Origin of the sequence: Brachybacterium subflavum (genome assembly GCF_009299795.1) — a bacterium.
Classification (GTDB): Bacteria; Actinomycetota; Actinomycetes; order Actinomycetales; family Dermabacteraceae; genus Brachybacterium; species Brachybacterium subflavum.
In genome coordinates this window covers 542,143-554,395 of sequence record NZ_VIGP01000001.1, presented here as the reverse complement: position 1 = coordinate 554,395, position 12,253 = coordinate 542,143, and the positions used below count along the sequence as shown (strand labels likewise).

Below are 12,253 nucleotides of genomic sequence, written 5' to 3'. Positions count from 1 at the left end.
GCGCAAGGGTGCCACGTCCACCTGGGTCCGCGCCTGATCCGCACGGGCCAACACCGGACGCACGTCGGCCCCGCACCGAGGGGTGCGGGGCCGACGTGCGACGCGGGGGATGTCAGGGATGATCAGTGGGTGTACGTGATGTACGTCCAGGAGCCCGAGTAGATGTCGCGCTCGACGGTGCCCACGCGGGGGTTGCCGGCGTCGATCATCTTGCCGTTGCCGATGTAGATGCCGATGTGGCCGGGCTTGCGGATGAGATCGCCGGGACGGGCCTCGGACTGGGAGACCACGCGGCCGCGAGCGGCCTGGGCCGAGTCGGTGCGGCCGAGGCTGATGCCGTTCTGCGCGTAGACCCACCGGGTGAAGCCCGAGCAGTCCCAGCCGCTGGTGCTGGTGCCGCCGTAGACGTACGGGGTGCCCTTCCCGCTGCGGGCGGTGGCGACGATCGAGTTGCCCGAAGCGCTCGAGGAGGAGCTGCTCGGCGACTTCTCCTCCGAGGAGTCCGAGGTGGACTTCTTGGACTTCGAGGAGGAGCTGCTGGAGGGGGAGTGCGAAGAGCGCGAGCTCGAGGACCCCGAGTTCGAGGAGCTCTCGTGCGACGAGGTCGAGCCCGAGGTGGTGCTCTCCTGCGCCTGGTCGTCCTCCGCACCCTGGGACTGGTCGTCCTGGGCATCGTCCGCGGCGGCCTGCTCAGCAGCCTCCTGCTCGGCGGCGGCCTGCTCAGCAGCCTCCTGCTCAGCAGCCTCCTGCTCGGCGGCCTCCTGCTCGGCCTTGTCCTCCGCGATCTGATCGGCGGACTTGACGCTCATGGCGTTCTCGACCCTGGAGGTCTCGAGGACCGAGCCCTGGTCCGCCGAAGCGGTGCTCGTCGCGAGCTTCTGGATCTGCGAAGGCTTCGCGTCAACCGCGGGAAGCACGGCCGGGGCGGCGTTCCCCTGGGCCGGCGCGGCGCCATCGGCCTGGTTCGACCCGTCGGCGGTCGCGGCGGCGGACCCGCCGAACAGCATGGTGGCGGCGATCGCAGCGCCGGCGGCGGTGCGGCCGGCGCGGACGGCCGGCGTCACCGGGCGCATGGCTCGGCGGTGCGTGTTCATCGCAGTCTTCGACACGTGAGGGCTCCCCTGGGCCTCCGCCGGAGCGGAGATTCGGCTTCGTCTTCAGTTGCCCGGACCGAAGCGCTGCGCGCCGAACTCGGTGGGCGTCGACCGATCGTTCTGCGATCGGCACGCCCTCGACCCTAAGGACTCCTGAACGCCCGCACCCAGCGTCCTGGGAAGGCCTGGGGAAGACCTTGCCGTCTCTTTACTCGGCCGCCGCGGGAGTCACCACGAGCTGACCGGCGGTGTCCTCGTCGATGATGATCGGCTCCGCGCCGTCTCCCTGCAGCCGGAAGCCGGACTGCGTCCGCTCCGCCCGGAACGTCTCACCGGGGAGAATTCCGTGACCAGCGAGATCACGCAGCAGCTCGACGTCGGTCTGAGCCGTCTCACCGATCCTGCGCAGGCGCAGCTCGAGCGACCCGGAGCCGCCCAGCGCGCGGTCGAGGGTGCCGTGCCAGCTTGCCGAGTCTTGACCTTCGGGGGTGACACCCGTCTCGTCGGACGTATCGATCCCGAGCTCGGCCAGACCCGGGATGGGGTTGCCATAGGGATCGATGAAGGGCGCGACGATCTGCTGGGCGATGCGCGTCTCGACCTCGCGGCTCATGACGTGCTCCCAGCGGCAGGCCTCCTCGTGGACCAGCTCGAAGGGCAGCCCGACCTGCTCGATGAGGTGGCGCTCCGCCAGACGGTGCTTGCGCATCACGTCGGTCGCGATGGCCTGCCCCTTGTCGGTGAGCATGATGCGGCGCTCGTCGTCCAGGTGCAGGAGGCCGTCGCGCTCCATGCGGGCGACGGTCTGCGAGACAGTCGGCCCTGAGTGCCCGAGCCGATCCGCGATCCGGGCGCGCATCGGGGGGATGCCCGCCTCATGAAGCTCGAACACCGTCTTGAGATACATCTCCGTGGTGTCGACAAGATCGCTGCTCATGGATACTGCTCCGTTCCTGGTTCCTCCGACGGGCTCTACCGTACCTGTTCAGACCGACACTCCCCCAGCGGTTGCGCTGACGGCCGACGCGCACGCCGGCACGCGTCCGCGGACCCGAGCCCCGTCACCCTGTCCCGCCCCCGGACGCACGAACGGGCGGGCACCCCGCTGGGTGCCCGCCCGTCCATCGGCCGTCGGGCTCGATCCGGCCCGCCGCGGCCCGCGATGCGGCTCCGCCTCGGACCCGAGCGCCCGGACGCGCTCTCAGGCCTGGGCCGAGATGATCTCGCGCATGAGGTCGGCCGTCTCGGTGGGGGTCTTGCCGACCTTCACGCCCGCAGCCTCGAGGGCCTCCTTCTTCGCCTGCGCGGTGCCGGCGGAGCCGGAGACGATCGCGCCCGCGTGGCCCATGGTCTTGCCCTCGGGGGCGGTGAAGCCCGCGACGTAGCCGACCACCGGCTTGGACATGTTGTCCTTGATGTACGCGGCCGCACGCTCCTCGGCGTCGCCGCCGATCTCGCCGATCATCACGACGCCCACCGTGTCCGGGTCGTTCTCGAACGCCTCGAGCGCGTCGATGTGGGTGGTGCCGATGACCGGATCGCCGCCGATGCCGATGCACGTGGTGAAGCCGAGGTCGGCCAGCTCGTACATCATCTGGTAGGTCAGCGTGCCCGACTTCGAGACCAGGCCCAGCTTGCCGGGACCGGTGATGTTCGCCGGGGTGATGCCCGCGTTCGACTTCCCGGGGCTGATCAGGCCCGGGCAGTTCGGGCCGATGATCCGGGTGGTGCCCTTGCCCTTCGCGTAGTTGAAGAACTCGGCGGAGTCCTTCACCGGGATGCCTTCGGTGATGACCACGAGCAGCGGCATCGCGGCGTCGATGGCCTCGATCGCGGCGGACTTGGCGAACTTCGGCGGCACGAAGACCACCGAGACGTTCGCGCCGGTGGCCTCCATGGCCTCCGCGACGGATCCGAAGACGGGGACCTCGTGACCGCCCTCGAAGGACACGGTCTGGCCGGCCTTGCGGGGGTTCACGCCGCCGACGACGTTCGTGCCGGAGTCGAGCATGCGCTGGGAGTGCTTCATGCCCTCCGAGCCCGTCATGCCCTGGACGATGACCTTGCTGTTCTCATCGAGGAAGATCGACATGACGGTCCCTCACTTTCCTGCGGCGAGCTCGGCGACCTTGGCCGCTCCGCCGTCCATGGTGTCGGCCTGCGTGACGAGCGGGTGCGCGAAGTCCGCGAGGATCTCCCGCCCCTCCTCGACGTTGTTGCCGTCGAGGCGGACCACGAGCGGCTTCGTCGCGGCGTCGCCGAGCTTCTGCAGGGCGCCGACGATGCCGTTGGCCACCGCGTCGCACGCGGTGATGCCGCCGAACACGTTGACGAAGACCGCGGAGACCTGCTGGTCCCCGAGAATGACGTCCAGACCGTTGGCCATGACCTCGGCGCTCGCGCCGCCGCCGATGTCCAGGAAGTTCGCGGGCTTCACGCCGTGCGATTCGCCCGCGTAGGCGACGACGTCCAGCGTCGACATGACCAGGCCCGCGCCGTTGCCGATGATGCCGACCTCGCCGTCGAGCTTCACGTAGTTGAGGTCGAGGGCCTTGGCCTTCGCCTCGAGCGGGTCCTCGGAGGCCGTGTCCACGAGGCCTGCGTGCTCCTCGTGGCGGAACTGCGCGTTGTCGTCGAGGGTGACCTTGCCGTCCAGGGCGACGATCTCGCCGGAACCCGTCTGCACGAGCGGGTTCACCTCGACGAGGGTCGCGTCCTCGGCGCTGTAGACGTCCCAGAGCTTCTGCAGCACCGGGACGACCTTGGCCCCGGTCTCCGCGTCGAAGCCTGCGGTCTCGACGATCTCCTTCGCCTTCGCCTCGTCGATCCCGGTGTTGGGGTCGACGGCCACCCGCGCGAGCGCGTCCGGGCGCTCGACGGCCAGCTGCTCGATCTCCATGCCGCCCTCGACCGAGCACATGGCCAGGTAGTTGCGGTTGGCGCGGTCCAGCAGCAGGGAGAAGTAGTACTCGGAGGCGATGTCCGCGCCGCCCGCGATCATCACGCGGTGCACGGTGTGGCCCTTGATGTCCATGCCGAGGATCTCGGAGGCCTTCTGCTCCGCCTCCTCGGGGGACTTCGCGATCTTCACGCCGCCGGCCTTGCCGCGGCCTCCGACCTTCACCTGGGCCTTGACGACCACCACCGGGGTGCCGATGGTCTCAGCGGCGGCCTTGGCGGCCTGTGGGTCCTCCGCGACGATTCCGGGCAGCACGGGGACGCCGTGCTTCTCGAAGAGATCGCGGGCCTGGTACTCGAACAGGTCCACGGATGTTCGTCCTTCCGTTGTCGTAGGCGGGCGGCGGGCCCTCGTCGGCCCTCGAACCGCCCCTCGAACGTCTCCACCATATCGCCGCCGACGCCCGTCCCAGCACCGCGCGACTAGGCTGTGACCGTGGCCCCACGATCCCGCAGTCTCACCCGCCGGATCCGCGACCAGATCGGCTTCAGCCTCGTCGCGGTCCTGGTGCTGTTCATGCTGCTGCGCGTGTTCGGCGTCCGCTCGAGCGTCGCGGGCCTCGTGCTCTCGATCGTGCTGACCCTCGCGCTGAACGTGGGCCTCTCCTACATCGGGGAGCAGCGAGCGCGCAGCGCCCGTCGGCGCGCGGGGGATGGTTCCCGCGATCCCCGCCGCTACGACCCCCGCGACGATGCCGACGCCGGCGGGCGCGACGGGGCCCGCCGGCGTCGGCATCGTCCGAACGGCGGGGGCGACATCCGTTGGCGCGACGACGGCCGCTGAGGGAGGACCCATGAGCAGCTGGAAGACCTACGCAAAGGCGGCGCGCAACACCGCCCGTCGGCAGGCGCCCGACCTCGCCCGCCAGGCGCGCGACTCCACCCGCCGCAGCACGGAGCGGGCGGGCGCCTACGCGCGCGCGGCGTCGAAGGCGGCCGACGAGGGCACGCGCGAGTCCCGCGAGCACATGCGCGAGCGCGGCCGCCGCTACCGCCGTGACGCCGCCGTCTACACCGAGGCCACGCGGCGCCACCTCAAGCGCGCACGCATCGGCCAGCGCCTGCTCTCGGCGCTGCGCGACGCGGTGATCATGGGGGCCTCGCTGGGCGTGATCTGGTTCGTGGTCACCCGCACCGGCGTGCAGATCCCCTTCACCGTCGTCCTCGCGGTCGTGCTGGTGCTCATGGTGGTCCGCTTCGGCTGGGCGCTGTGGGTCGGATTCGGACTCGAGGGCGATGAGGACGAGCTGGACGAGGACGCACCGGGCGCGGACGAGCCGGGCGCGGACGACCGCGACCGTCGGCCGGACGCGCGGGACCGGGACCGCAGCGGCGGGCGCAGTCGCGACGCGGAACCCCGGGAATACCGGGAGACGGAGCACAGGCGGGCGGAGCACAGAGAGACCGAGCCCGTGCGCGAGCGCACCCGGCGGCGATGAGCCCGCGGAACCGGCGATCGACGACGCTCGCCGGCCTGCACGCGGAGGTCGCCCCCCGTCGGCCCGCGATCCTGCCGCTCCTCGCGGCCCTGCTGTGCCTCGCTCTGGTGGTCGCGGTCGTGGGACTCGTCCAACACGGGCGGGGTGAGGGACCGGGCGAGGGCGGCCTGCCGGGCGCGGCGCAGAGCACCGACCCCGCTCCCGCGGAGGGAGTGCCGACGGCGAGCGCCACGAGCCTCGACGCGCCGTCGTCCGAGACCCGCATGGGCCAGCGGCAGCGGATCACCGGTGACATCACGCCGAAGTCCGTGGTCGCCAGCGGCCACGGGCACGTGATCGCCAACAACATGCTCTACAGCCACTCCGTCACCCTCTACGACGCCGCCGACCGCAGCCTGGCCGCGACCGTCCCGGACACCGTGGACATGTCCGCGCTCGGCTTCCCGCAGTACCCGGGGACGAGCACCGGCGCGCCGGTGGAGGCCGCCTGGACGGACGACGGCCGCTACGCCTACGTCTCGCAGTACCAGATGAGCGGCGAGGGGCACGGCGCCTCGGGCAACGACGACTGCCGCCACGGCGAGGAGACCGGCCGCAGCACCCTGCTGCGCCTGGACGTGGCGACCATGAGCTGGGACCAGGCGATCGAGGTGGGTCGGGTGCCGAAGTTCGTCGCCCTCTCCCCCGACGGCTCCCTCGCCCTGGTCACCAACTGGTGCGACCGCACGGTCTCCGTGGTCGATCTCGAGAGCGCGAGCGTCACCGCCGAGATCCCCGTGGACTCCGCGCCCCGCGGCATCGTCGTGCTCCCGGACAACGAGACCGCCTACGTCACCGCGATGTACGCCGACGAGCTGTTCCGCCTGGACATCCCCGCCGGCACCAGCGAACTCGTGCGCGAGACGGGGCGCAAGCCCCGCCACCTTGTCCTCTCCCCGGACGGCGCGCGCATGTACCTCACGGAGGCGGGGTCGGACCGCCTGCTCGAGCTCGACGCCGCGAGCGGCGAGGTGCTGCGCGAGACGCCGACGGGACGCGAGCCCCGCTCGATGGACATCTCCCCGGACGGCACCGCCCTGTACGTCGTGAACTACTACGAGGACTCGGTCTCCAAGTTCGACGTCGCCACCTTCGCCGAGGTGCAGCGCGAGAGCGTGGGCCGCAACCCGGTGGGCGTCGCCTTCGAGCCGACGACGGCGAGCGTGTGGGTCGCGAACTACGCGGGCAGCATCGACGTCTTCGACGACACCGAGCAGGCGTGAGCGGGAGGCACGGGACGCTCAGCCGACAAGGCCCGGCGCTCGCGGGGTGCGTCGCGTCGCAGGCCGCGCTCAGCTCCCGTGGTCGGCGGGGTCGAGTCGCGCGATCGCGAGCGCTGCAGCGGCGACCGCATCATCGAGCCAGGGCGGCATCTCCCGTCCGATGAAGGGGCGCGTGATGCCGTAAGGGGTCTGACGGGTGGCGACGGCGAGCAGCTCCCGGCGCCGGGGGCCCGGGTCCCCGAAGGCACGCTCGGCGAGGTCGTCGAGGGAGGCGTCGATCGCGTCGTTGATGCCCTCCGCATCCTCGTGGAGGGATTCCGGGCCGTTCTCGAGCAGCCGCGCACGGCTGAACAGGAGCATCGATCGCGCCTCCTGAGGGCGCCGGCGGCAGAAGGCGGGCACGCAGCGAGCGCTCGCGGCGATGGCCTCCCAGGGGTCGGGCAGCGCCATGGCCTCGAGGAGGTCCTCGTGGAAGCGGCGGATCGAGCGGATCCAGAGCCGGCCCAGCAGCTCCTCCCGCGAGGCGAAGCGATGGTAGATCGAACCGCTGGGCCCGCTGATCTCCCGGGCGATGTCGGCGATGGTCACCGAGGGGCCGACGGCCGTGAGCGCCCGTGCCGCCCCGTCGAGGACGTCGTCGGTCGTGAAGCGCGCGGGTCTTGCCATACCAGCGATCGTAGTCCAGTATCAGATCATGAGTTCTGGAACGTCGTCTCTTTTTGCTCGCGGCTCCGTGGGCCGTCCCGTTCCCCGCTGGGCGCTCGCGGCCACCGCGCTGTGCCTGCTGCTGCCGCTGCCCTCGGTGCTGTGGCGCCTGCTGATGCTCAGCGGGGTCGACGTGGGCTTCGCAGATGCCGATGTGTACACGGCCTCGGCCGGAACCGTCGGCTACGTGCTCGGCCTCGATGCCGTGGAGGTGCTCGTCGGCCTCGCCTGCCTGGGGCTGGCGATGCGCTGGGGCGAGCGCGTACCGCGCCACGTGCCCGTGCTCGGGGGCTGGGTGATCCCGCGCTGGCTGCCCGCCGCGATCTGCTCGCTCGGCCTGCTGGCGATGCTCGCGATCTGGGGCATGCTGCTCTACTCGCTGGGCAGGGTGTGGCTCGGCCTCGGCGAGGGATGGGTCCCCGACCACGGGATGGACGGCAGCGAGCGGGCATTCCTGCTCGCCTGCTACGTGCCGTTCTTCGTGTGGCCGCTCGCGATCATCACGGCGCTCGTCGGCTACTGGCGCCGGCGCCGCCCCGCGCTCACAGCTTCGTGAGCGGGGCGTAGCGCAGCAGCAGGCGCTTGGTGCCGTGGGGCGCCTTGAACTGGACCTCGACCTGGGTCTTCTCGTCCTGGCCCGTGACCTCGCTGACAGTGCCCATGCCGAAGGTGTCGTGGGTGACGCGATCGCCGACGGCGAGGGAGGGCATGTCCGCCGCGGACCTCGCGCTGCGGCCCGAGCCGAACGACGGGCGCGTGACGTCCCGTCGGCCGCCGCCCGCGCCGCCGCTGAAGGACGGCCCGCGCGAGGAGACCCCGCGACCGCCTCCGTAGCCGCCTCCCCCGAAGCCTCCGCTCCCGTAGCCGCCGGATCCCGCGTACCCCATGCCCGAGAGCGAGGAGCCGGCGCGCGCGACGTCGAGCACTGCCTCGGGGATCTCGTCGAGGAAGCGGCTGCCGGGGAAGAACTGCGGGGCGCCCCAGGTCGCGCGCATCTGCGCGCGCGTGAGGTAGAGCTTCTCGCGGGCGCGGGTGATGCCCACGTACGCCAGGCGCCGCTCCTCCTCGAGCTGGTCCGGGTCGGCGAGCGTGCGCTGGTGCGGGAACGTGCCGTCCTCGAGTCCGGTGAGGAACACGACCGGGAACTCGAGGCCCTTGGCGGTGTGCAGCGTCATCAGGGTGACGAACTGGTCCTCCTGCCCGGGGATCTGGTCGGCGTCGGCCACCAGGGAGACCTTCTCGAGGAACTGGTCCAGCAGCGGCGCCTCGGGGTCGTCGGTCGCGGGCAGGGCGGACCCGTCCGCGACCTCGCCGGACTCCGTGCCCTCCGCGTCCTCGTCCTCGAACTCGCTCGCGGCGGCCGCGGCGGCCTCCGTCTGGGCTTCGAACTCGCTGGCCACGCCCACGAGCTCGGCGAGGTTCTCCAGGCGCGACTCGTCCTGGGGATCGTCGCTGTTCTGCAGCTCGGCGTAGTAGCCCGAGCGCTGGAGCACCTGCTCGACGAGCTCCGCCGGACCGGTCCCGCTCGCATACAGCTCCCGCAGGTCGTCGAGCATCGAGACGAAGGTGCGCACCGAGTTCAGGGACCGGGTGGCGATGCCGGGTGCCTCCTCCGCCCTGCGCAGGGCGTCGCCGAAGCTGATGCGGTCCTGCTCGGCGAGCAGGGCGATCGCGGCCTCGGCCCGGTCGCCGATGCCGCGCTTGGGGACGTTGAGGATGCGGCGCAGGTTGATCTCGTCGTCGGGGTTGGCGAGCACCTGCAGATAGGCGATCGCGTCCTTGATCTCGCGGCGCTCGTAGAAGCGGGTGCCGCCCACCACCTTGTAGGGCAGCCCCACGCGGACCAGCTGGTCCTCGAGCGCTCGGGACTGGGCATTGGCGCGGTAGAAGATCGCGATGTCGCTCGCGCGGCGACCACCGTCCACGAGGGCGTCGATCTGGCGGCCGATGAAGCGGGCCTCGGCCTGCTCGTCGTCGGCCACGTACAGGGTGATCTTCTCGCCCTCGCCCTGGTCGGTCCACAGGTTCTTCTTGCGCCGCCCCTGGTTCTCCTCGATGACCGCGTTCGCCGCGCTCAGGACGTTCTGGGTGGAGCGGTAGTTCTGCTCGAGCACGATGGTGCGGGCCGAGGGGAAGTCCTGCTCGAACTCCACGATGTTGCGGATGGTCGCCCCGCGGAAGGCGTAGATCGACTGGTCGGAGTCGCCCACCACCGTGAGGTCCGCGCGCGGGTCGTCGCCCACGAGCTCGCGCACCAGGGAGTACTGCGCATGGTTGGTGTCCTGGTACTCGTCCACGAGCACGTGGCGGAAGCGCCGACGGTAGGTCTCGCGCACCGCCGGATTCTCCCGCAGCACCTCGACGGTGAGGCCGATGAGGTCGTCGAAGTCCACCGCGTTGGCCTGGCGCAGGCGCTCGGTGTAGGCGGTGAACACCTGGGCGATGGATTTCTCGAACGGGTTCTTCGCGCTCTCCGCCTGATCGGCATAGTCGATCGGGTCGACGAGCTCGTTCTTGAGCGAGCTGATCTTCGAGGCGATCCCGCGGGGCGGGTTCTTCTTCGTGTCCAGCCCGAAGTCCTTCGCGATGTTCGTGATCAGGCGCAGCGAATCCGCCGAGTCGTAGATCGTGAAGGAGCTCTTGAGCCCGGCGGCCGCATGCTCGCGGCGCAGGATCCGCACGCAGGCGGAGTGGAAGGTCGAGACCCACATGCCGCGGCCAGCGGGGCCCACGAGCTCCTCGACCCTCTCCCGCATCTCGGCGGCGGCCTTGTTCGTGAAGGTGATCGCGAGGATCTCGCCGGGAAGCGCCTCTCCCGTGCGCAGCAGATGGGCGATCCGTCGCGTGAGCACGCGGGTCTTGCCCGAGCCGGCGCCCGCGACGATCAGCAGCGGGCTGCCGCGGTGCTCGACGGCCTCGCGCTGGGGAGGGTTGAGGCCCTCGACGAGATCGGAGACATCGGGGAGAGGGCCGCGCAGAGCGGTCGACGGCGCCGCGGCCTCGGCGACGGCGGGGACCCAGGCCCCGTCGCCCTCGCCCTCGTCCTCAGGCGGCGGGGCGTCGTCCTCCGGGGGCGGGGGCAGCTCCTCGTCCGACGGCGGGGCGTCGGGCGCGTCGGGCGCGTCGGGGTCCACCCGGACCCCGCTCAGCCGGCGGAAGGACTCGGGCAGGGACATGTCGTCGAACAGAGAGCTCATGGCCCGACCAGGATAGGCGGGCCCGCCGACATCCCGCGCACCCTGGGTCGCTGCTGTGGACGACCTCGCGCTCTCCCCGCATGGGAGAATCCCGGGCATGGCGCCCGATGACCCCGCTCACCACCCCGGGGACCCGTCGATGTCGCCGCCCCCGTCCTCCGGCGCGTCCGCGGCGCCGACGTCCGCCGGGGCCGACGGCCTGCTCGCGAGCCTGCTGGGCCTCACCCGCTCCGATCGCCCCTCCCCGGGTCGTCTGCTGCTCGCCGCCTGCTCGCTCGTGCTGCTGGTGGTGCTGCTCGTCTGGCTGCTGCCGCGCGCCCTGCACCTCGACCCGGCGCAGATCCTCGATGCGCTCGCCGCAGTGCCGACGCCCGTGCTCCTCGCCGCGCTCGTGCTCGGCGTGCTCGCGGTGCTCCTCGAGGCTCTCGCGGCACGCGCGGCGCTCCCCGGTGCGCCGGTCGGCGCGGTCGTGAGCGCGCAGGCGGCCGCCGGGGCCACCGCGCTCGCAGTGCCGGGCGGATCCCTGCTGGGGATCGCGCTCACGGGCGCGGTGCTTCGCCGGCGCGGCACGCCGACGCGCACGATCGTCACCGGGATCGCCGCGTTCTCCTCCGCGGACCTGCTGCTGGGCGGCATCGTCATCCCCCTCGCGGCGCTCGCGTCCTACGCCGCGCTGGGCGTGCGCCACGACCTCCCGGGAACGCTCGGGGCGACGATCGTCGCGGCTCTGGGCGTCGTGCTCACCGCGGCCGTGCTCGCGGTCCTCGCACATCGGCCGACGACCGTGCGCATCCTCGACGCCCTCGGCCCGACGCTCCGCACCGTGCTCGCGCTCGCGGGGCGCGGCGGGGACGCGCGGGAGGAGGCGCAGTCGAGGGCCGACGAGAACCCCGCCGCGCTCGCGCTGGAGGCACGGGACCGCGTCGCGCGGATCCTGCGGCGGCGCTGGGCGGGGATCCTCGTCCCGATGCTCGCGGCGCGCGCAGCGCAGTGCGCCGTGCTGTGGATCGCGGCCGACGCCCTCACGAGCGGTGTGGAGCCCCTCCCGCTGCTCGGGGTCTTCCTCATCGGCCGGGCCCTCTCGCTCGTGCCCGTCACCCCCGGCGGGGGCGGCATCACGGAGACGGCCGTCGCCCTGCTGCTCACGGCGCTCGGCGGCGCACCGGCGGCGTCCGGCGCGACCGCCCTCGTGCTCGGGGGCGCGACCTGGGCCGTCCCCCTCGTCCTCGGCGGCGTGCTCGGGGCGCGGGAGCTCGTGCGCCGACGCGGATGAGCGCACAGCACGACGGCCCACGATCCATGCGGATCGCGGGCCGTCGTGACCGGCACGCCACTGGTGAGGGCGTCGGCTCAGAGGTCAGCGGGCCTCTTCACCCGTGCTCTCGGTCAGGAGCCTCTCGACCTCTTCGCGCCGGTAGCGGCGGTGGCCGCCGAGCGTGCGCAGAGGTGAGAGCTTGCCCGACTGCGCCCAACGCGTCACCGTCTTCGGATCGACCCGGAAGAGCCGGGCGACCTCAGCGGGGGTGAGAAGTGCCGTGTAGGACGACGAGCTCTCCATCGAGTGCTGTTCAATCGTTGCAGCCATTGGGGGGGTCCCC

General features: G+C 71.9%; 12 protein-coding genes. 5 read left to right on the top strand and 7 right to left on the bottom strand.

The features are described 5' to 3' along the window. Window positions 1-122: 122 nt before the first annotated feature. From FHG10_RS02370 to sucC, 4 genes are all read right to left on the bottom strand, one after another. Window positions 123-1,109 (bottom strand): C40 family peptidase, encoded by a 987-nt coding sequence (locus tag FHG10_RS02370; protein ID WP_227487984.1) that lies wholly within the window; start codon window positions 1,107-1,109, stop codon window positions 123-125. Between the two features lie 193 nt (window positions 1,110-1,302). Further along, window positions 1,303-2,031: a metal-dependent transcriptional regulator gene (locus FHG10_RS02365; protein ID WP_152351713.1), complete on the bottom strand. Its 729-nt coding sequence runs from the start codon at window positions 2,029-2,031 to the stop codon at window positions 1,303-1,305. A gap of 264 nt (window positions 2,032-2,295) precedes the next feature. Continuing rightward, complete coding sequence (gene sucD / locus FHG10_RS02360; RefSeq protein WP_152351712.1) at window positions 2,296-3,186, bottom strand: succinate--CoA ligase subunit alpha; 891 nt, start codon at window positions 3,184-3,186, stop codon at window positions 2,296-2,298. A gap of 9 nt (window positions 3,187-3,195) precedes the next feature. Continuing rightward, window positions 3,196-4,362, bottom strand: coding sequence for an ADP-forming succinate--CoA ligase subunit beta (sucC, locus tag FHG10_RS02355; RefSeq protein ID WP_152351711.1), 1,167 nt, complete (start codon window positions 4,360-4,362; stop codon window positions 3,196-3,198). Window positions 4,363-4,488: 126 nt separating this feature from the next. Between sucC and FHG10_RS17875 the strand changes: the two genes are divergently transcribed. Genes FHG10_RS17875 through FHG10_RS02340 form a run of 3 tightly spaced genes read left to right on the top strand, consistent with a single transcriptional unit; the run spans window position 4,489 to window position 6,753 of the window. Next, window positions 4,489-4,836: a hypothetical protein gene (locus FHG10_RS17875; protein WP_193636168.1), complete on the top strand. Its 348-nt coding sequence runs from the start codon at window positions 4,489-4,491 to the stop codon at window positions 4,834-4,836. A 10-nt stretch (window positions 4,837-4,846) separates the two neighbouring features. Next, the gene (locus tag FHG10_RS02345; protein ID WP_193636167.1) at window positions 4,847-5,491 is read left to right on the top strand and encodes a hypothetical protein; all 645 of its coding nucleotides are present in this window, start codon (window positions 4,847-4,849) and stop codon (window positions 5,489-5,491) included. After that, a complete protein-coding gene (locus FHG10_RS02340) occupies window positions 5,488-6,753 on the top strand; it encodes a YncE family protein (protein WP_152351710.1) in 1,266 nt (421 codons plus the stop codon). Before FHG10_RS02345 ends, FHG10_RS02340 begins: the two co-directional genes overlap by 4 nt. Before the next feature lie 69 nt (window positions 6,754-6,822). On the opposite strand, the gene FHG10_RS02335 is transcribed toward FHG10_RS02340, so the two are convergent. After that, the gene (locus FHG10_RS02335) at window positions 6,823-7,419 is read right to left on the bottom strand and encodes a TetR/AcrR family transcriptional regulator (RefSeq protein ID WP_152351709.1); all 597 of its coding nucleotides are present in this window, start codon (window positions 7,417-7,419) and stop codon (window positions 6,823-6,825) included. A gap of 28 nt (window positions 7,420-7,447) precedes the next feature. Between FHG10_RS02335 and FHG10_RS02330 the strand changes: the two genes are divergently transcribed. Next, complete coding sequence (locus tag FHG10_RS02330; RefSeq protein ID WP_152351708.1) at window positions 7,448-8,014, top strand: hypothetical protein; 567 nt, start codon at window positions 7,448-7,450, stop codon at window positions 8,012-8,014. Here FHG10_RS02330 and FHG10_RS02325 read toward each other — a convergent pair. Further along, window positions 8,001-10,655 (bottom strand): UvrD-helicase domain-containing protein, encoded by a 2,655-nt coding sequence (locus FHG10_RS02325; RefSeq protein ID WP_152351707.1) that lies wholly within the window; start codon window positions 10,653-10,655, stop codon window positions 8,001-8,003. The genes FHG10_RS02330 and FHG10_RS02325 overlap by 14 nt on opposite strands. 97 nt (window positions 10,656-10,752) lie before the next feature. Here FHG10_RS02325 and FHG10_RS02315 point away from each other — a divergent pair, with 97 nt between their 5' ends. Next, window positions 10,753-11,928, top strand: a complete 1,176-nt coding sequence (locus FHG10_RS02315) for a lysylphosphatidylglycerol synthase transmembrane domain-containing protein (protein WP_152351706.1) — start codon at window positions 10,753-10,755, stop codon at window positions 11,926-11,928. 84 nt (window positions 11,929-12,012) lie between these two features. On the opposite strand, the gene FHG10_RS02310 is transcribed toward FHG10_RS02315, so the two are convergent. Beyond that, window positions 12,013-12,213 carry a BldC family transcriptional regulator gene (locus FHG10_RS02310; protein ID WP_152352009.1) on the bottom strand — a complete coding sequence of 67 codons (201 nt, stop codon included), beginning with the start codon at window positions 12,211-12,213 and terminating at the stop codon, window positions 12,013-12,015. Window positions 12,214-12,253 lie beyond the last annotated feature (40 nt).

Bases quoted from the DNA above. Each gene is read 5' to 3' on its own strand.
- FHG10_RS02365 (WP_152351713.1), bottom strand. From the start codon at position 2,031: ATGAGCAGCGATCTTGTCGACACCACGGAGATGTATCTCAAGACGGTG.
- sucD (WP_152351712.1), bottom strand. From the start codon at position 3,186: ATGTCGATCTTCCTCGATGAGAACAGCAAGGTCATCGTCCAGGGCATG.
- FHG10_RS02345 (WP_193636167.1), top strand. From the start codon at position 4,847: ATGAGCAGCTGGAAGACCTACGCAAAGGCGGCGCGCAACACCGCCCGT.
- FHG10_RS02340 (WP_152351710.1), top strand. From the start codon at position 5,488: ATGAGCCCGCGGAACCGGCGATCGACGACGCTCGCCGGCCTGCACGCG.
- FHG10_RS02335 (WP_152351709.1), bottom strand. From the start codon at position 7,419: ATGGCAAGACCCGCGCGCTTCACGACCGACGACGTCCTCGACGGGGCG.
- FHG10_RS02330 (WP_152351708.1), top strand. From the start codon at position 7,448: ATGAGTTCTGGAACGTCGTCTCTTTTTGCTCGCGGCTCCGTGGGCCGT.
- FHG10_RS02325 (WP_152351707.1), bottom strand. From the start codon at position 10,655: ATGAGCTCTCTGTTCGACGACATGTCCCTGCCCGAGTCCTTCCGCCGG.
- FHG10_RS02315 (WP_152351706.1), top strand. From the start codon at position 10,753: ATGGCGCCCGATGACCCCGCTCACCACCCCGGGGACCCGTCGATGTCG.
- FHG10_RS02310 (WP_152352009.1), bottom strand. From the start codon at position 12,213: ATGGAGAGCTCGTCGTCCTACACGGCACTTCTCACCCCCGCTGAGGTC.